Below are 19,510 nucleotides of genomic sequence, written 5' to 3'. Positions count from 1 at the left end.
GCGGTGCACACGGCGGTGACCAGCAAATGACGTTTCATGAAACGCACCTCTCTCTCCAAAGGTATGAACGGGCGCGCGGCAATCGGGGGGCCGCACGCAATGGGTGTCAACGAAACGTTAACAACGTACCGACTGTACCGAGTTCTATCCGATGCCGTATAGGCGTGTTTCTTCAGTTTTTTTGTCCCTTCACGCCCAGGCTGGGTATCCTTTGCCGATGCTCAAAGCCGCGTTTGCTCTCTCCCTGCTGTGCACCCTGTTCGTTCCGCTGCAAGCGGTTGCCCGGGCGACCATCGACAAGATCGAAATCAAGGGCTTGGACGACGACGCCGACGCCGAGATGATCGAGAACATCGAGGTCTCCCTGTCTCTGTATGAGGCCGTTGGCAAGGAGCAGGGCGAGTCGCGACTGGAATATCTGCTGGCGCAGGCCGAACGGCAGACGCGCGAGGCGCTGGAACCGTTCGGCTATTACTCGCCGACCATCGAGCTGGCTGCGCCGCGCACCGGCGACAAGGTGACGGTGGTGATCACCGTGGAGCGCGGCGAACCGGTACGCGTGCGGCAGTCGCATATCTCCATCACCGGCTGGGCCGAGCAGGACCGTTACCTCGGCCAGGATCTCAAGCAGTTCGAACCGCGCGAAGGCCAGGTCTTCAGCCATCCGCAGTACGAGGCGAGCAAGGTGCGCATCACCCGCCGGCTGGCCGAGCGCGGTTACTTCGATGCCGACTTCACCCAGCGCCGCGTCGCGGTGACGCGCGCCGAGCACGCCGCCGATATCGATCTGAACTGGGACAGCGGCCGCCGCTACGACATGGGCAAGGTGCGCTTCGACTACGATTACTTCCGCCCGGGACTGTTCGAGCCGCTGGTGTATTGGGACGAGGGCAGTTACTACCACGAAGGCAAGCTGGATCGCCTGCGCGAGTCGCTGACCAAGCTGGATTACTTCAGCACCATCGACATCCAGCCCAAGCCGGAAGAAGCCGACGACCAGGGCCGGGTGCCGGTGGATGTAAAGCTCACCCGCGCCAAGCGCACCGTCTACACCTCCGGCTTGAGCTACGGCAGCGAGAGCGGCGCCGGTGTGCGTGGCGGCGTGGAGCGCCGCTACGTCAATTCGCGCGGCCACAAGATGGACACGCAGCTGGATTACGCGCAGAACCGCAAGAGCCTGACCACCAGCTACCGCGTGCCGGCGTTCCGCTGGCTGGATGGCTGGTACACCGCGTCGGCGCGGCTCTACGACGAGCAGACCGAATACATCGACCTGCGCAACGTCAAACTCACCGGCAGCCGCAGCGGCCAGATCAACGAGCGCTGGAGTGCGATCGCCTCCATCAACGCCCTGCGCGAGCGCTGGCGGTTCAGTAGCGGCAGTGATTTCACCGATGCGGTCTACGAGACCTCCACGCTGATCTATCCGCAGTTGCAGGTCAATTACGTCAATGTCGACGACCGCCTGTTCCCGCGCAGTGGCGTATCCGGGCAGGCGTTCATCCGCGGCGGTGCAGAAGGCGCCGGCTCGGATACCAATTTCGGCCAGCTCTACGGCCAGCTGCGCTGGTTCCTGGGAGCCGGCGACAACGGCCGGGTGATCCTGCGCGGCGAAGGCGGTACCACCTGGACCAGTGATCTGGTGGCGATGCCACCGAGCCTGCGCTTCTTTGCCGGTGGTGCCAATAGCATCCGCGGTTATGCCTTCCGCGAAGTCGGCCCGCGCACGCCCAAGCCGGACGAATTCGCGCTCGGTGCCAAGAACGTGGTCACTGCCAGTGCCGAATACGAGCATTACCTCAAGGGCGGCCCCTGGGGCGGCGCGGTGTTCGTCGATAGTGGCAGTGCCTTCGACGACACGCCCGACTGGCACACCGGTATCGGCTTCGGCCTGCGCTGGCGCTCGCCGGTGGGCCCGGTGCGCGTGGACATCGCGCATGGCCTGAACGACCCCGACTCGCAGTTCCAGCTCTATATCGATATCGGGGCCAACCTGTGAGCACGCCGACGCCGACGCCACCCCCCGTACCGCGCCGCGCGCGTTTCTACCGCCGCCGCCGGTTCTGGGTGGGCTCCGGGCTGACCGTGCTGGGCCTGGTGTTGCTGGCGCTGATCGCGTTGTACTGGCTGCTGCAGACCGTGGCCGGGCGCGACGTGTTGCTGGCGCAGGTGACCGCGCGCCTGCCGGTCGGTGCCACCTTTACCTACGGCAAGGTCGAAGGCCCGGTGGCCGGCCCGCTGACCTTGCGCGATGTCGATTTCCGTTATCAGGACATCCACTTCACCGCTGAGCGTGTGTACCTGGAGCCGGACCTGCGCCCGCTGCTCGGGCGCAAGCTGCAACTGGATGCAGTGCAGGTCAGCAATGCCAGCCTGAATCTGGGCAAGAGCGAGGAGCCATTCACGCTGCCGAGCTGGCCCGAATCGCTGCCGCAGATCAACGTGCCGCTGGCGATCCAGGCCGACAAGATTGACGTGGAGAACCTGCGCATCACCCAGCTGCAGCAGCCGATGATCGTCCTGCACAAGGTGCAGGGCGGGCTGGAAGTGGCCACAGGCGAACTGCGCACGCGCAATCTGGTGGTCGATACCGACATGGGCGACTTCCGCCTGCACGGCGACTACGTGCCCAACGACGATTACCGCGCCGACCTGACCGCCACCGCGGTGCTGCCGGCCGCACGTGGGCGCACCCCGGCCAGCCTGGGGCTGGTCGCGCGCGGCGATCTGGACAAGATGGAAGTGGCCATCGCCGGCCGCGCGCCGGCACCGTTGCAGGCCAGCCTGGTGTTTACCGGGCGCGATGACCCCACCTGGGCCTTCAAGGCCGTCACCGACGCGCTGGATACCTCGTTGCTGATGCCGGCCACCAATGGGGAGTACGCCGCCCCGGCGACGCCGATCGCACTGAACCTGCAGGCCTCCGGTAAGGGCGGTAATGCCGACCTGCAAGGCAGCGTCAAGCAGGGCGAGCTCAGCGCCACCTTGCAGCCCTCGCACATCAGCCTGCTGGACCAGGTCATCACCGTCGAACCATTGGTGATCGATGCCTTCGAAGGCCGCGCGCAGTTGCGTGGGACTGCCGATTTCCGCGACACGCAGAATCCGAGTTTCCGTTTTGCGGTCAACGCCAGTGGCCTGCGCTTCACCCCGACGCCGGACCCCGCCACCCCCGATGCGCCGGTGGTGCCGGTGGAATTGGTCGATGCACGCCTGGGCGTGGCCGGTAACCTGAAGGCGTGGGCGGCGATCGGCCGTGCCACGCTGGAGCGCGATGGGCAGCAGGCCGCGCTGGTGTTCGACAGCCGCGGCAACGATCAACGTGCGCAGCTCAAGCAGGTGCAGGCCAAGACCCCGGGCGGCTCGCTGGATCTCACCGGCGAGGTGGGCTGGACCCCGGAGCTGCAGTGGGATGTCAGCGCCCAGCTGGCCAAGTTCGATCCGGGCTACTTCGCGCCGGGTTGGAACGGCAATCTCTCCGGCAAGGTCGCCTCCAAGGGCCGCCAGCTGCCGGCACCGGCCGGTGGCGTGTCGCCGGGCTTCGAGGCCACGGCAGATATCCCGAGCCTGACCGGCCAGCTGCGTCAACGCGCGCTGTCGGCCAACGGCAAGTTCGCCTTGCGTGGTGAACAGGGCGAGGGCCAATTGCAGCTGTCGCTGGGCAATAGCCGCATCACTGCCAAAGGCAAGGTCGGCGACCAGCTGGATATCGCCGCGCAATTGCAGCCGCTGCAGCTGGACGATGTCTTGCCCGGCGCCACCGGCACGATGCGCGGGCAGCTGCAGGTCAGCGGCCGTCGCGACGCGCCCGACATCACTGCCGACCTGGTCGGCAACGGCTTGCGCTGGAACGACTACAGCGCGCAGAGCATCAGCTTGCGCGGGCGTTTGCCGTGGCGCGGCAGCGACGGGCAGCTGGCCTTGCAGGGCACCGCGATCGAAGCCGGCGTGGTGCTGGACAGCGTGCGCGTGCAGGCAAGAGGTGCGGTGGAAGCGCTGCGCCTGGATGCCGATATCGCCAACAGCATGGCCAACGTCGCGCTGCAGGGCGATGTCCGTCGCAATGGCGAGCGTTGGCAAGGCCAGGTCGCCACGCTGCGGATCGCACCGGCCAAGGGCGATGCCTGGGCGTTGCGCCAGCCGGCGCAGTTCAGCACCGATGGCGCCGCGTTTACCCTCTCCGACACCTGCCTGGGCGCGGCCACCGGCGGTGCGCTCTGCGCCAGCGCCAACTGGCCGCGCGAGGGCATGGTGGTGCATGGCGATGCACTGCCGCTGTCGCTGGTGCAACCGTGGCTGCCCAAGCAGGAGGGGCGGCAGATCTATCTGCGTGGCGAACTTGCGCTCGATGGCAGCTTCAAGCCGCGCGGCAATGCCTGGGAAGGCTCGTTCCGCATCGCCTCGCCCGAAGGCGGCATTCGCCTGGGCGAAACCCGCTATGCGGCGGTGGCCGGCAATCCCAATCGCGGCGAGTTGCTGCGCTACGACCAGTTCAGCGTGCAGGCCGATTTCACCCCGCAGCAGATCCAGGCCAAGCTCGGTATCGGCTTCCAGGGCGCCGGCTTTGTCGATGCCAAGTTCAACACCGGCTGGGATGCGTACGCGCCGCTCAACGGCGAGCTGTATCTCAATATGTCGCGGCTGTACTGGCTGGAGCTGGTGGTGGCCGATGTGGTGCAGCCCAAGGGCCTGGTCGAAGGCCATGTGAGCCTGCGCGGCACCCGCGACAAGCCGCTGCTGGGCGGCGACGCTACCTTGAGCAATTTCACTGCCGAATATCCGTCGATGGGTTTGACCCTGAGCGAGGGCAAGGGCCGCTTCGACGCATTGCCGGATGGCTCGGCCAAGATCACCGCTTCCGCCAAGTCGGGGCAGGGCACGCTCAACATCGATGGCGGGCTGTCGTGGTTCGGCACCAGCACGCCGTTGCTGCTGAATATCCGTGGCGAAAACGTGCTGGCCTACAACACCAGCGAGTTACGCATCATCGCCAACCCGGACATGCAGTTCGGCATCACCGACAACACCATGCAGTTGCGTGGCAAGGTCACCGTGCCCGAAGCCGACATCGACCTGGAACGCCTGGATCGCGGCACCTCGGTATCCGAGGACGTAGTGGTGCTGGACCCGGTGGATCCGGAAGAAGCGCCTGCCTCGCCGCTGGATATGGACCTGGCCATCGTGCTTGGCGACAAGGTCAACATGAGCGGCTTCGGCCTGAAGGGCGGGCTGAGCGGACAGATGCAGATCCGCGCGCGCCCGGGTCGCGAGATGACCGCCAACGGCGGGCTGGACGTGCGCGGCCGCTACAAGGCCTACGGCCAGGACCTGACCATCAGCCGCGGCCAGCTGACCTGGAACAACAACATCGTCTCCGACCCGCGCGTAAGCCTGCGCGCCGAGCGCAAGGTCGGCGATGTCACCGCCGGCATCGACGTCAGCGGCCGCGCCGAATCGCCGCGTGCCGATGTGTGGTCGGAACCGGCGATGTCGCAATCCGAAGCGCTGTCGTACCTGGTGCTCGGCCGCGGCCTGTCCACCGCCAGCAGCGACGAAACCCAGCAGGTCAGCGCCGCCTCGGCCGCCCTGTCGGCTGGCAGCAGCCTGATCGCCTCGCAGATCGGCGCCAAGCTCGGCCTGGACGAAGCCGGCGTGAGCGAATCCAGCACCGTCGGCTCGGTGGTGGGCTTCGGCAAGTATCTCTCGCCGAAACTCTACGTCGGCTACGGCGTCTCGATGGTCGGCAGCGGCTCGGTCCTGACGCTGAAATACCTGCTCAGCCGTGGCTTCGATATTGAAGCGGAATCCAGCACGGTGGAGACCAAGGGCTCGGTGAACTGGCGGCGGGAGAAGTAATCGCCCGTCGTGCATCGGCGCATCGATGGTGTGTGGTGTTGTATTGCGTCAGGTCAGGACATGACGCAACGCGGATGTCCAGGATGATCGGCCGTGCGTTAGGCACGGCTACGTCGAGCGCTGCGGTTATCTATAGCCGGCGCGCGATGTTGCGGGCAGGACACGCCCGGCATCGGGCAGGCATTACGCACTCTTTATGCCCGCACGCCAGGGTGCAAATAGCCTCTTTATGCCCGGCAGGCCTACCTTGGCACTCCCGCACTGTAGTGCGTTGAGTCGAACACGATGTGTATCCTGATTTTGCAAGGTCCGCAGGCCGATCCGGCGCAGATGGCGCCGATACAGCTGCCCGAGTGTGCGGGACGTGCGCTGCGCACGCTGGCGTGTGCCGATGTCGGTGGCTTGATCGCCGGCTTGCAGGCGGCTGGTGGCGATGCCGAGGTGGAGCTGGTGCTGCTGGATTCGGGCGATTTGTCGGCCTCCGAGCGTGCGCAGGTGCATGCGACCGCATTGCGTGCCGCACTGGATGCGCTGCCTGCACGCTACATTGAGTTGCACACCGATGCGGCGCACGAACTGGAGCCATGGTTGCATCCGCAGCATGCGCCGCTGGCGGTGGTGATTACGCCGCACGATGCGCCGCGCGCCTATGCGATGTCATTGGGTATTGCGGCGCGTTGTCTGCCGTTGCTGTGCGCGCCCTTGCGCGCCGCTGCCTGAGGAGGCCGCCATGTCGATCATGATCGTGCGTGGGCCGGAGGCGGCGATGCCGCTGGTGCGTGGGCCGCAGCCGTTGCCGCGGGCCGTCATTCGGCAGCTCGTGCAGTGTGCCGTTGCCGCGGGCAAGACGGTGGCCTTGCGTGCTTGCGGATCCGAGCAGGAGTTGCTGGATGCCTTGCGTGTGGCCGGTCAGGCACGGATGGAAATCGCGTTGATCGATCCGGGCAGTTGCGTGGACAGCGTGCGTCTGCATCGTGTGCTCAGCGCGCTGCCGTATCCGTTCGTGGAGGCCCACGACGACAGCGTGGACCGGCCGGAGCGTTGCCTGCCGGACGGCTTTGGGCAACGCATTGCGACGGTGCGCGGCTACTGCGCGCAGAGCTATCTGCTCGGGCTGGAAATTGCGTTGGAACATCTGGGCTGCACGGAGATCCAGGGTGATGTCCACGTCGGTACCTGAGCTGCGCCAGCTGCATTACTTCGCCGACTACGAGGGCTATTGCGACGGTCGGCCGGTGCTATGGGGGCAACTGGCCCATAGCGTGGACGTGCCTGCCGATGGCGTGCTGGATGCCGCCGGGCTGGTCACCGCGTTGCGCCGCCGTGCGGCGGAGGCGCATGGGCTGGAGGCGGGGCAGATCCGCTTGTGCCAGGTCACGCGGCTGTAGCGGCGTGACACACAACGACGCCACCCGAAGGTGGCGCCGTCGTTCTGCCGTGATTGCGCGTCGCTCGCCGCAGATCACATGGGTTGACGCTTACTTGGCCGGGCTGGCCTCCGGCACGAACTTGGTCAGCTGGTTGGCCGTTGCGGCAGTGCCGAAGTTGAAGAGGTCGTAGCCGGCGCCCCAGTACAGCGCACCGTCCACGATGGCCGGCGAACTGATTACCGAGCCGGTGGCGTCGTGGTTCCACAGCGTGGCGCCGGTGTCGGTATCCAGGGCGACCATATTGCCGGCCATCGAACCGGCGTAGAGCAGGTTCGGCGACACCGTCAGCGAGCCCTGGCCACCGGCCGGTACGTTCGGATTCACGCGGTTGATGCCGGGCACCTTGACCTGCCACTTGATCCTGCCGGTGGCGGCATCCAGCGCTGCCCACGAGCCGCCGTTGTGGCTCTGGGTATTCGCAGGCCCCAGCGTATAGGTGGCGTTGGTGCTGTTGTTGATGGCCACATAGACCTGCGACTTGTACGGATCGAACGCAGTGCCCCACTCGACGCCGCCGGTGGCGCCACCGGGGCCGACCTGGGTCGACCACACCTTGGCACCGGTCTTGGCGTCGAAGGCCCAGTAGATGCCGCTCTTCTGCCCTGCGCCAACCAGCTGCTGGGCCTTGCCGTCGCGCCACACGGTGAACAGCTGCACGCCGGCGCCGCCGAAGTCGTAATCAGGACCGGTCAGGTTGGTTGCCTGGGTGTTCGGGCACAGGCCATTGGTGGGCGCCACGAGGCACGACAGGTTCCAGGCGTCGTAGCCTTGTGCACGGTCGGCCCAGACCAGCTTGCCGGTGTCCAGATTCAGCGAGATTACCGAGTCGACGTAGTTGTCCGGCGCCATGCACGCCAGTTCGTCCTGCACGGTGAGTTCGCTGCCGCGGTAGGAGCGTGCGTTGGAGACGCAGTTACCCACGCTGGCGGGAATGTTGTAGTTGTTGCCGGTGCCGAAATACAGGCGGCGGTTGATTGGGTCGATCGCCACCTGGCCCCACACCGATGCACCGGTATAGCCCTCGGGCACGTTGTAGAACTGCCATACTTTCTTGCCGGTGTTCAGATCCAGCGCCACCACGCTGCCGCGGAAACTGAAGGTGTGGGTCGGGTCCAGGTTGCCCCAGTCGCCGGAGGACACGGGCACGTACACGCGGTTGCCGTAGATCACCGGCGAGGAGGTGATGCGCGCCTGCGGGTTGGCTTCGGCGGTGGTCTTCCACAACAGCTTGCCGGTCTTCTTGTCGATCGCCAGCACGGTGCCGGCGGCCTGGTCGCCGACGATGATGCTGTTGGCACTGATGGCCGGCGTGTTGCGCGTCACCGAGTTGGTATTGCCGGTGTAGTCGGACAACTTGGCCTGCCAGTTCGGTTTGCCGGTCTGGGTGTCGACGCTATACAGCGTGCCGCCCCAGTCGGGCACATACAACGTTCCACCTTCCACGCTCGGCGTGGCCGAGATGTCGCCGGTGGTGGTCAGGGTCCAGGCCGGCTTGAGGCCTTTGACGGTGGTGCGGTTGATCTTCCACTCGCCCGGCGCGAAGCGCTGGTTCAAGTAGCCGCCGCCGGCGGTGGTCCAGCTGGTGGGGCTGGCGAACGGCAGCTGATTGCCGAAGCTGCGCCAGATCTGGCCGGAGCGTGCAAAAGCCTGGGTATCCAGCGACGACACCGACTGTTGTGCGGTTGCGGAGCCGGCCTGGGCGAAAGCCACTGCGCTGGCAAGCAGGCAGGGAATGAGCGTCAAACTGCGAAATCGCAAGCGGCGAATTGAATTTGTCATCACGGCATGTCCATAGATGGAAGGAAGCGCTGGATCCCCCCGGATCTGCCGAGTGAAGATGGCCGATTGTGGCGACCGTGCAACACACGCACCTTCCCGCATTCATTCAACGGTCGGGTCCGCTCGCATCTGGTGCCACCAGCTCGAAAAAATTGCGTTCAACGTGTTCGCTATTCGCACAAATGCTGATGATTCATCACTATCGGCGGCCGCTGCGATAGAAAAAATGATTAGCCGCGATGCATGCGTATTTGCACGCAAATCAATGGTCTGCAAAAAGTAACCAGGAAATTTTGCGCCACCTTGTGAGGCTGGCCACTGTGTTGAACAGCCCTTCTCCCTGCGGGGCGAGAAGGCACGGTTTGCGCGCCACTGGCGCGCGTGCCTTGGAGCGCCCGCGTCGCAAACGCGGGCCGGGGCTCGGAGCGGGGTTGGGGTGAGGGCACGGGGCGAAGCTTCTGTGTCGTCAAAATGCACGAGGCTTCGCACGTCCCCTCATCCGCCCCTTCGGGCGGGGCGAGAAGGCACGGTTTGCGCGCCACTGGCGCGCGTGCCTTGGAGCGCCCGCGTCGCAAACGCGGGCCGGGGCTCGGAGCGGGGTTGGGGTGAGGGCACGGGGCGAAGCTTCTGTGTCGTCAAAATGCACGAGGCTTCGCACGTCCCCTCATCCGCCCCTTCGGGCGGGGCGAGAAGGCACGGTTTGCGCGCCACTGGCGCGCGTGCCTTGGAGCGCCCGCGTCGCAAACGCGGGCCGGGGCTCGGAGCGGGGTTGGGGTGAGGGCACGGGGCGAAGCTTCTGTGTCGTCAAAATGCACGAGGCTTCGCACGTCCCCTCATCCGCCCCTTCGGGCGGGGCGAGAAGGCACGGTTTGCGCGCCACTGGCGCGCGTGCCTTGGAGCGCCCGCGTCGCAAACGCGGGCCGGGGCTCGGAGCGGGGTTGGGGTGAGGGCACGGGGCGAAGCTTCTGTGTCGTCAAAATGCACGAGGCTTCGCACGTCCCCTCATCCGCCCCTTCGGGCGGGGCGAGAAGGCACGGTTTGCGCGCCACTGGCGCGCGTGCCTTGGAGCGCCCGCGTCGTAAACGCGGGCCGGGGCGTGGAGCGGGGGTGGGGTGAGGGTATGGAGCGAAGCTTCTGTGTCGTCAAAATGCACGAGGCTTCGCGCGTCCCCTCATTCGCCCCTTCAGGGCACCTTCTCCCGCTGGGAGAAGGAAATAGCCAGGTAGCTGCGCTATCCGGCGCGTTATGCGCTTTGAGGCGAGGGCACGGCGGTGTGCACTGCAGCGGGAGCGATCAGCGCCAACTGCGCGATCGCGTCCTGCACCACCTCCGCCACCGTGGCGTCCACATCCACCGACACCACATCGGCTTCGTCCAACGGCAATTCCAGGGTCTGCAACTGGCTGTCCAGCAGGCTGGCCGGCATGAAGTGGCCGGCGCGTGCGCTCAGGCGCGCGGCGATCACGTGCGGGGCCGCGTGCAGGAACACGAAGCGGATCGGAATGCCGCTGCGGCGCAGCAATTGACGGTGCGTGCCGCGCAAGCCCGAGAACGCGAGCACCACCGACTCGCCGGCCTGTACGCAGTCGCGCAAGGTGGCCGCCAGCAACTCCACCCACGGCAGACGCATCGCATCGGTGAGTGGCTGGCCGGCGGCCATCTGCGCGCGTGCGGCCATGCTGTGGTAGTCGTCGGCATCCAGAAAACGGTAGCCGTAATGCGCTGCCAGGGCCTGCGCGATGGTGGTCTTGCCGCTGCCGGAAACGCCCATCACCACGATGGCCAGGGGCGAAGCGGACGCGGGTGTAGCGGGGGCAGCGGTGTCCATCACGTCAGGTTATATCTCCGGATCGATTCGGCATTTTGCCGGATTTCACGTTGGCGGCAGTCGATGCGTGGTGTAGCGTCGGCGCTCCTCGCCAGGTGAGCGGGCCGCCCAGCGTAACGGCGCGCTCGGCCGGGTTCAACGCACTCCAAGGTCTGCCGATGACGTCATCGCCTGCAACGTCTCCTGCATCGGCGCGCCTGCGCTGGCGCGAAAAGCTGGGCTACGGCGCCGGCGATCTGGGCCTGAATCTGTACTGGGCCAACATCTCGGCGTTTCTGTTGATCTTCTACACCGACACCATGCATCTGCCGGCAGCGGCGGTGGGCACGATGATCCTGTTGACCAAGATCGCCGATGCGATCGCCGATCCGGCGATGGGTGCATTGGCCGATCGCACACGCAGCCGCTGGGGCAAATTCCGCCCGTATCTGTTGTGGGGCGCCGTGCCGATGGCGGTGACCGGCGTGCTCGCCTACACCACGCCTGCACTGGATCAGAACGGACGCATGTGGTGGGCCACGATCAGCTTCCTGGTGATGATGCTGGCCTACACCGTTGTGAGCATTCCGTACTCGGCATTGTCCGGCGTGATTACCGCCGACAGCAGCCAGCGCACCAGCCTGATCAGCCTGCGCTTCATCGCCGCATTCGCCGGCACCACGTTGGTGAATTACTGCACGCTGGATCTGGTGGCCTGGTTCGGTGCCGGCAACGATGCACTGGGCTGGCAGCGCACCATGATGCTGTACGGCGCGGTGGCGGTGGCGTTGTTCGTGACCGTGGCGTTGACCACGCGCGAGCGCGTGCAGCCACCGCCGCAGCAGCGCACGCCGATCCGCCGGGATATCGCCGACCTGCTGCAGAACAAGCCGTGGTGCGTGCTGTTCGTGCTGTCGCTGATCATCATGATCACCATTGTCATGCGCGGTGGTGCGGGTGTGTATTACCTCAAGTACTACGTGCAGCGGCCGGACCTGACCGGGCTGTTTCTGGGTGGCTATTCGGTGTCGCTGGCAGTGGGCGCGGCGATCACGCCGTTGCTGACACGGCATTGGGACAAGCGCCAGTTGATGACCGCGCTGATGGCGGTGGTGGGCGTGTTGAGTTGCCTGATGTTTTTCATTCCTGCCGATGCGGTGTGGGCGATCTTTGCGTTGAACATGTTGATCGGGCTGGCATTGGGGCCGAAGTCGCCGCTGGCATTTTCGATGTATGCCGACAGCGCCGACTACACCGAATGGCGCACCGGCCGGCGCGCCACCGCGATGACCTTCGCCGCCGCGACCTTCTCGCAAAAGCTTGGTGGTGCGCTGGCGTCGGCCGGCATCGCCTGGGTGCTGGCGGGCATGGGCTATGTGGCCAACAGCGCGCAGTCGGCGGGGTCGTTGACCGGCATCGTGCTGCTGCTGACGGTGATCCCGGGCGCGGTGGCGCTGCTGGCAGCCTGGACCGTGCGTTTCTATCCACTCGATGATGGCCTGTTGCGCCGCATCCAACACGAACTGGCCGCGCGCAAGCGCGACGAACCGGAGCACCGCTGACCGTGTCTGCACTCTCCCACGCCGATTCCAGGTCCACGTCCGACGACGATCTTTCCGCGTTGCTGGCACCCAGCGCCGACGGCACGCGTTATGCGCTCTACAGCCCCACCGCGATGCCGAACGCGGGCGGATTCCTGTGGAACCGCCGCATGATGCTACAGCTGACCTGCCGTGGTTATGCCACCGGGCAGTTCATGCAGCCGGAGCCGGCCAAGTACGCGCATGCGCCGCTGCTGGAAGCACGCAACTTCATGATGCCCGAGCAGCCGTACTACGCGCATCATCCCGGGCGCTTCTTCTATCTCAAGGACGAAGACACCGGCGCGTTGTATTCGGTGCCGCACGAACCGGTGCGCGCAACGCCGGAGCAGTTCGCGTTTTCCGCGGGCAAGCACGATGTGCGCTGGCGGGTGCGTCACGACGGCATCGTTGTGGAACTGTGCGTGGCGTTGCCCACCGACGATGCAGTGGAGCTGTGGGAATGCCGCGTGCATAACCAGTCCGGGCGTACGCGCCGGCTCAGCCTGTATCCCTACTTCCCGATCGGCTACATGTCGTGGATGCATCAGGGCGGCGCTTACGAGCCGGCGCTGGGCGGCATCGTCTGCCGTAGCGTGGCGCCGTACCAGAAGGTGGACGACTATTTCCGTCAGCGCGATTTCAAGGACTGCACCTTCCTGTTGCATGAGCAGCCGCCGGTGGCCTGGGACGCGCAGCAGATGGCCTTCGAAGGCGAGGGCGGCCTGCATGCGCCCTCGGCCATCCAGGCCGAGCAGCTGGGCAACAGCGATGCGCACTACGAGAACCCGGCCGCCGCGTTGCAGTATCGGCTGACGCTGGATGCCGATGCGGCAAACGTATACCGCTTCGCGTTCGGGCCGGCCAAGGACGATGCGGAGATCGCCGCGCTGCGTGCGCGTTATCTGTCCGAAGCCGGCTTTGCCGCCGCCGCGCGCGACTACTCGCAGTATCTGCAGGGCGGGCAGGGTTGCGCGCAGATCGCCACGCCCGATCCGGCCCTGGACAACCTGGTCAACCATTGGCTGCCGCGGCAGGTGTTCTATCACGGTGACGTCAATCGCCTGACCACCGATCCGCAGACGCGCAACTATCTGCAGGACCACATGGGCATGGCCTACCTGCAGCCGGCCACCGCACGTGCGGCGTTGTTGCACGCGCTCTCGCAGCAGGAGCCCAGCGGTGCGATGCCGGATGGCATCCTGCTGGTGGAAGGCGCCGAGCTCAAATACATCAACCAGGTGCCGCATACCGATCACTGCGTGTGGTTGCCGATCTTCCTGAGCGCCTATCTGGCCGAAACCGGCGATGCCAGCGTGCTCGATGCGGCGGTCTGCACGCACGATGGACAGGCGCTCAGCGTGGCCGAGCGACTGGATGCGGCGATGCAGTGGCTGCTGGACGCGCGCGATGCCCGTGGCTTGAGTTTCATCGCGCAGGGCGATTGGTGCGACCCGATGAACATGGTCGGCTGGCGCGGCAAGGGCGTGTCCGGCTGGCTCACCGTGGCCACCGCGTACGCGCTGCGGCTGTGGTCGGGCATCTGCGCAGCGCATGGGCGAAGCGCGCAGGCGGAAGCGTTTGCGCAGGCCGTGCAGGCGATCAACGCCGATGCCAACCGCGAGCTATGGGACGGCAACTGGTATGCGCGCGGCATCACCGACGATGGCGTGCGCTTCGGCATCGCCGAGGATGTGGAGGGGCGCATCTATCTCAATCCGCAGAGCTTTGCGCTGCTGGCCGGCACCGCCGACAGCGCGCAGCGCGCGGCCTTGCTGGAGGCGGTGCGCGAGCAGCTGCATACGCCGTACGGGCCGGTGATGCTGGCCCCGGCCTACACGCACATGCGCGATGACGTGGGGCGGTTGACGCAGAAGTGGCCGGGCGCCGCAGAAAACGGCGCGGTCTACAACCACGCGGCGGCGTTCTACCTGTACAGCCTGTACCAGATCGGCGAAGCCGACCGCGCCTGGGAGATCCTGCGCGCGCTGCTGCCCGGCCCCACCCGCGAGGACGTGCTGCAGCGCGGCCACCTGCCGGTGTCGCTGCCCAACTACTATCGCGGCGCCTGGCACCAGTACCCGCGCACGGCCGGGCGTTCCAGCCAGCTGTTCAACACCGGCACGGTGGCCTGGGTGTATCGCTGCGTGCTGGAAGGACTGTTCGGGCTGGTCGGCGAAGGCGATGCATTGGCGATCCGCCCGCAGCTGCCCTCGCACTGGTCGCAGGCCCGGGTGACGCGCCAGTTCCGCGGCGCGCAGTTCGAGGTGACGCTGACGCGTGAACCGGGACGGCGCGACATCGAGGTGCTGGTGGACGGCGAAGCCTGCCCGGACCAGTGCGTGCACGGCATTGTCGCCGGACGCACGTACCAGGTGCGGGTGCGGCTACCGGGCTGAGTGGCGCGCCAGGTGCGGCGCCTGATTGGGCAACTGCGATAACTGCCAAGCTGGTGTAGGAGCGCGCTTGCGCGCGATGAGGCCTTCCCGCCAGTGCCCTGTCGCGCGCGAGCGCGCTCCTACGCACGTGCGGCCAGGCGGGCTGTTCCCCACTCCCGATTCCCCACTGCGTAAACTCCCCGTTCGCATCGGCCTAGGAACGCCCCTTGGTATCAAGCTGGATCCTGCTGCTGGTCTCCGTCGGCTATGCCGCGCTGCTGTTTGGCGTGGCGTGGTGGGGCGACCGCCGTCCGCTGTACCCGGAGCGGCCGTGGCTGCGTCCCGCGGTCTACAGCCTGGCGCTGGCGGTGTACTGCTCGTCGTGGACCTTCTACGGTGCGGTGGGTTCGGCGGTGCGCAACGGCATCGGTTACCTGCCGATCTACCTGGGTCCGCTGCTGTTGCTGCTGTTCGGCTGGCGCATCATTGAGCGGCTAGCGCTGATCGCCCGCGCTGAAAATACCGTCTCCATCGCCGATTTCATTTCCTCGCGCTACGGCCGCTCGCGGCGGCTGGCCGCGTTGGTGGCAGTGATCGCGCTGGTTGGCATCGTTCCGTATCTGGCGCTGCAGTACAAAGCGGTGGCGATGAGCCTGGAAGTGCTGACCGGGCATAGCAGTGCCGGGCGCGGCATCTTCGCCGACCCGGCCTTGTACGTGGCGCTGTTGATGGCGTTGTTTGCGACCTTGTTCGGCACCCGCCAGGTCGATGCCACCGAGCACCATCGCGGCATGATGCTGGCGATCGCGCTGGAGTCGGTGATCAAGTTGATCGCCATCGTCGCAGTGGGGTTGTTCGCCTGGGTGTGGCTGAGCGACCACCAGGTGCCCATCGCCGATTCGGCGCGTACCTTGTTCGAGCACACGCCGTCGGTGGGGTTCATTTCGCAAACCTTGCTCAGCTTTCTGGCGGTGATCTGCCTGCCGCGCCAGTTCCATGTGGCGGTGGTGGAATGCAGCGATGTGGGCGACATCCGTCGCGCACGCTGGTTGTTCGGCGCCTATCTGGTGATCATCTCGGCGATGGTGGTGCCGATCGCCTCGGCCGGCGTGGCCTTGTTCGGCAAGGGCAGCGCGGTGGCCGACGATGCGATGGTGCTGGCATTGCCGCTGAGCCAGGGCAATACCGTGCTGGCGTTGGTGGCGTACGTGGGCGGGTTTTCGGCGGCTACCGGCATGGTGATCGTGGCCAGTATCGCGCTGGCCACCATGGTCAGCAACGACCTGGTGATGCCGGTGCTGCTGCGCCGCCGTGGCAGCGCCGATGCGCGCGCGGCAGTGGCCTCGCGGGTGCTGTGGATCCGTCGCGTTGCCATCCTGCTGTTGGCGCTGGTTGCCTATGGCTATCACCGCAGCGTGGCCAACGACACCACCTTGGCGGCCTACGGCTTGATGGCCTTCGCGGCGGTGGCGCAGTTCGCGCCGGGCGTAATCGGCGGGCTGTACTGGCGCGGCGCCAGCCGCAAGGGCGTGGAGACCGGCATGGTGCTGGGCTTTGCGACCTGGATCTACACACTGCTGCTGCCGGCCGCCACGCGTGCGGGCTGGCTGCAGCCGGACTGGCTGGTGGACGGCCCGTTCGGCATCGCCTGGCTGCAGCCGCAGCAACTGTTCGGCATGCGTGGCTGGGACCCGCTGGCGCATGGCACGTTCTGGTCGCTGCTGATCAACGTCGGCGCGATGATGCTGGTGTCGGCGCGCTGGCGTCCGGGTGTGGACGAACGCTTGCGCGCGGCGCCGTTCCTGGACCCGTATGCGCAGCGTCCGGCGGTGGCCGGCGATTGGCCAGGCCATGTACGCGTTGCCGACCTGCAGGCGCTGGCCGAGCGTGTGGTGGGCGAACGGCATGCGCATCGCGCCTTCGTCGACCAGGCGGTGCTGCTGGAACGCGAACTGCAACCCACCGTGGTGGCCGATCGCGCCTGGGTGCAATTTACCGAGCGCCTGCTCGCCGCCTCGATCGGCGCCGCCTCCGCGCGCCTGGTGCTGACCAGCCTGTTGCGCGGCTCGGGCATGGAGCTGGGCGAAGTGGTGGCGGTGCTGGACGAAGCCGGCCAGGAGCTGCGTTTCAATCGCGAAATCCTCTCCACCACGCTGGAAAACATCAGCGCGGCGGTCAGCGTGGTCGACCCCGAAATGCGTCTGACCGCGTGGAATCGCCGCTACCAGCAGCTGTTCGGGTATCCGGACGGCATGTTGTACGTCGGCCGCCCGGTGGCCGATCTGATCCGCTACAACGCCGAGCGCGGTGAGTTGGGCGAGGGCGATACCGAAGACCAGATCGATCGCCGCATCCGCCATATGCGCGCCGGCTCACCGCATGTGTTCGAGCGCACCCGCAGCGACGGCAAGGTGATCGAAATGCGCGGCCAGGCGCTGCCGGGCGGCGGCTATGTCACCAGCTACAACGACATCACCGACTACAAGCGCGCCGAGCGCGCGCTGCTGGACGCCAACGAAAACCTGGAACAACGCGTGGCCGATCGTTCGCGCGAGGCTGAGCTGGCGCAGCAATCCAAGACGCGCTTTCTGGCCGCGATCAGCCACGACGTGTTGCAGCCGCTCAATGCCGCGCGCCTGTTCGCTTCGGCCTTGCGCGAGAGCCATCAGAACAACGAAGAACAACGCCATCTGGCCGAGCGTGTGGATGCCTCGCTGCGTGCGGCCGAGGAACTGCTCGATGGCCTGCTCGACGTCTCGCGGCTGGATGCCGGCGGCTTGAGGCCCACCGTCGAGGACTTTGATGCCAGCGCGCTGATGCACGAGCTGGCCGCGCAGTACGCACCGGTGGCGTCCAGTCGTGGCTTGCAGCTCCAGGTGCATAGCCGCGCGTTATGGGTGCGCAGCGACCGCCGCCTGCTGCGCCGGGTGATGCAGAACTTTCTCGCCAATGCGCTGCGCTATACACGCCAGGGCCGCATCGTGCTGGGCATGCGCGGGCGCGGCGAGCAGGTGGAATTGCAGGTGTGGGATACCGGTCCCGGCATTCCCGAACACCATATGCGGCAGATCTTCGAAGAGTTCCGCCGCTATCAGCAGCCCTTCGATTGGGGCGAGCAGGGCTTGGGCTTGGGTCTGTCGATCTGCCAACGCATCTCGCGTTTGCTCGATCACGATCTGAGTGCGCGCAGCCAGGTCGGCCGCGGCAGCATGTTTTCGATCCTGTTGCCGCGCGTGGCCGCGGTGCCGCTGCCGCCCGTGGTGCCGGTGATTGCGGTGCGGCCGTTGCCCAGCGGCGATTCGTTGGCGGGCCTGCGCGTGCTGTGCGTGGACAACGACCGCGAAATTCTCGACGGCATGTGCGCACTGCTCGGCCGCTGGCAGGTAGAAGTGATCACCGCCAGCACCGTGGACCAGGCGCTGGAGCGCGCGCGCGAACAACCGGACCTGATGCTGGTGGATTACCACCTGCACGACCGGCTCGATGGCCTGGACACGCTGGACGCGGTGCAGGCCGCCGCAACCGCGCCGATTGCCGGCGCACTGCTCACCGCCGACGGCCGCGACGAACTCAAGCAGCTCGCACGTGCGCGTGGCTATCGCCTGCTGACCAAACCGGTGAAGCCGGCCTCGTTACGCGCGTTCCTGAGCGCGCATCACGATGCGAAAACGCGCTGACCGGTGCGACTGCAGCGTAGGAGCGTGCCTGCGCGCGACCGGGCATTACCGATAACGCTCCGTCGCGCGCAGGCACGCTCCTACCAGGAGAGGTGCTTACGCTGCGCCGCTCAGGTGCTCGTAGAGGATGACGCTGCCGACGATCACCAGGATCAAGCCGCCGAGGATCTCGGCGCGCTTGCCGATCAGGTTGCCGAGCACGCGGCCCAGCATGACGCCTGCGGTGACCATGCTGAAGGTGCACAGCCCCACCACCACCGCCACCACGCCGATATGCACGTCCAGAAACGCCAGGCTCACGCCGACCGCCATCGCATCGATGCTGGTGGCAAAACCGGTAGTGGCCAGGGCGAGCAAGCCGTGCCGTTTCGGCGTCTCGGACGTTGCTTCTTCAGCGTCGTCCGCATCGCTTCGCAACCCGGCCACGATCATGTGCGTGCCCAGCGCACCGAGCAGCACGAAGGCGATCCAGTGGTCGTAGTCGGACACATAGCTGGACGCGGCGCGTCCCAGCAGCCAGCCGATCACCGGGGTGATCGCCTCGATGCAGCCGAAGATCAAGCCGGCGCGTAGCGCGTCGCGCCACTGCGGCTTGCGCATCGCCGCGCCCTTGCCGATCGCCGCGGCAAACGCATCGGTCGACATCGCAAAACCGATCAAAACAATGGAAAAAGGGGACATCGACATTCTCGGGTTGGGCACGGTCACAACGACATGCGCCCGCGCCAACCTTCGTCGTGCACGCATGCCGCTGGTCTCGCCAAACCGGAACTGGTTGCCTGCACCACGGCGCAACGGCCGAGTATGTTGATGCAGGCGCTTCCGACGATGCGAAAGCAGGCTACTCCCCAAGGGGCGCGCAGTGTACCAACGCATGGCCGCGTCCGGTGCGTCTGCAGCGCACGCGAAGGTCGGTCTGATCTTTATAGCCGTGGCTATTGCGAGCAGGGGTGACGCGGTTTTTGCCTTGTTTTCAGGCATCAAAGCCAGGCAGGCGTGTCCA

Annotated in this window: 12 protein-coding genes and 1 riboswitch; of the genes, 9 read left to right on the top strand and 3 right to left on the bottom strand. The window is 66.3% G+C overall.

What is annotated here, in order from left to right; translation table 11 throughout:
- Nucleotides 1–217 precede the first annotated feature (217 nt).
- The 5 genes from XARJCFBP2528_RS19900 (at nucleotide 218) to XARJCFBP2528_RS19880 (ending at nucleotide 7,244) form a co-directional block, all read left to right on the top strand.
- Entirely contained in the window at nucleotides 218–1,999 is a 1,782-nt protein-coding gene (locus XARJCFBP2528_RS19900) for an autotransporter assembly complex protein TamA (RefSeq protein ID WP_016903873.1), read from the top strand.
- Nucleotides 1,996–5,856 (top strand): translocation/assembly module TamB domain-containing protein, encoded by a 3,861-nt coding sequence (locus XARJCFBP2528_RS19895; RefSeq protein ID WP_026064664.1) that lies wholly within the window; start codon nucleotides 1,996–1,998, stop codon nucleotides 5,854–5,856. Before XARJCFBP2528_RS19900 ends, XARJCFBP2528_RS19895 begins: the two co-directional genes overlap by 4 nt.
- Before the next feature lie 285 nt (nucleotides 5,857–6,141).
- On the top strand, nucleotides 6,142–6,576 hold the full coding sequence (locus tag XARJCFBP2528_RS19890; RefSeq protein WP_016903871.1) for a hypothetical protein: 435 nt from the start codon (nucleotides 6,142–6,144) through the stop codon (nucleotides 6,574–6,576).
- A 10-nt stretch (nucleotides 6,577–6,586) separates the two neighbouring features.
- Nucleotides 6,587–7,036 carry a 3-dehydroquinate dehydratase gene (locus XARJCFBP2528_RS19885; protein ID WP_016903870.1) on the top strand — a complete coding sequence of 150 codons (450 nt, stop codon included), beginning with the start codon at nucleotides 6,587–6,589 and terminating at the stop codon, nucleotides 7,034–7,036.
- On the top strand, nucleotides 7,017–7,244 hold the full coding sequence (locus tag XARJCFBP2528_RS19880; RefSeq protein WP_016903869.1) for a hypothetical protein: 228 nt from the start codon (nucleotides 7,017–7,019) through the stop codon (nucleotides 7,242–7,244). Before XARJCFBP2528_RS19885 ends, XARJCFBP2528_RS19880 begins: the two co-directional genes overlap by 20 nt.
- A gap of 90 nt (nucleotides 7,245–7,334) precedes the next feature.
- On the opposite strand, the gene XARJCFBP2528_RS19875 is transcribed toward XARJCFBP2528_RS19880, so the two are convergent.
- Nucleotides 7,335–9,065 (bottom strand): outer membrane protein assembly factor BamB family protein, encoded by a 1,731-nt coding sequence (locus XARJCFBP2528_RS19875; protein ID WP_026064663.1) that lies wholly within the window; start codon nucleotides 9,063–9,065, stop codon nucleotides 7,335–7,337.
- A gap of 52 nt (nucleotides 9,066–9,117) precedes the next feature.
- Here XARJCFBP2528_RS19875 and XARJCFBP2528_RS23605 point away from each other — a divergent pair, with 52 nt between their 5' ends.
- Nucleotides 9,118–9,348, top strand: a complete 231-nt coding sequence (locus XARJCFBP2528_RS23605; RefSeq protein ID WP_144422097.1) for a hypothetical protein — start codon at nucleotides 9,118–9,120, stop codon at nucleotides 9,346–9,348.
- A gap of 960 nt (nucleotides 9,349–10,308) precedes the next feature.
- Here the strand turns inward: XARJCFBP2528_RS23605 and XARJCFBP2528_RS19870 are convergent.
- Complete coding sequence (locus XARJCFBP2528_RS19870) at nucleotides 10,309–10,893, bottom strand: gluconokinase (RefSeq protein WP_026064159.1); 585 nt, start codon at nucleotides 10,891–10,893, stop codon at nucleotides 10,309–10,311.
- A gap of 158 nt (nucleotides 10,894–11,051) precedes the next feature.
- Between XARJCFBP2528_RS19870 and XARJCFBP2528_RS19865 the strand changes: the two genes are divergently transcribed.
- From XARJCFBP2528_RS19865 to XARJCFBP2528_RS19855, 3 genes are all read left to right on the top strand, one after another.
- Complete coding sequence (locus XARJCFBP2528_RS19865; RefSeq protein WP_047125027.1) at nucleotides 11,052–12,434, top strand: MFS transporter; 1,383 nt, start codon at nucleotides 11,052–11,054, stop codon at nucleotides 12,432–12,434.
- Nucleotides 12,435–12,436: 2 nt separating this feature from the next.
- Complete coding sequence (locus XARJCFBP2528_RS19860; RefSeq protein WP_047125026.1) at nucleotides 12,437–14,851, top strand: GH36-type glycosyl hydrolase domain-containing protein; 2,415 nt, start codon at nucleotides 12,437–12,439, stop codon at nucleotides 14,849–14,851.
- A gap of 206 nt (nucleotides 14,852–15,057) precedes the next feature.
- Nucleotides 15,058–18,507 (top strand): hybrid sensor histidine kinase/response regulator, encoded by a 3,450-nt coding sequence (locus XARJCFBP2528_RS19855; RefSeq protein ID WP_016901776.1) that lies wholly within the window; start codon nucleotides 15,058–15,060, stop codon nucleotides 18,505–18,507.
- 96 nt (nucleotides 18,508–18,603) lie between these two features.
- Here XARJCFBP2528_RS19855 and XARJCFBP2528_RS19850 read toward each other — a convergent pair whose 3' ends face one another.
- Nucleotides 18,604–19,188 (bottom strand): manganese efflux pump MntP, encoded by a 585-nt coding sequence (locus tag XARJCFBP2528_RS19850; protein WP_026064161.1) that lies wholly within the window; start codon nucleotides 19,186–19,188, stop codon nucleotides 18,604–18,606.
- 12 nt (nucleotides 19,189–19,200) lie between these two features.
- A riboswitch (yybP-ykoY riboswitch) is annotated at nucleotides 19,201–19,363 on the bottom strand.
- Nucleotides 19,364–19,510: the final 147 nt, after the last annotated feature.

It is taken from the genome of Xanthomonas arboricola pv. juglandis (assembly GCF_001013475.1).
GTDB classification, from domain to species: Bacteria; Pseudomonadota; Gammaproteobacteria; order Xanthomonadales; family Xanthomonadaceae; genus Xanthomonas; species Xanthomonas arboricola.
This window is presented reverse-complemented; position numbering and strand designations above follow the sequence as displayed.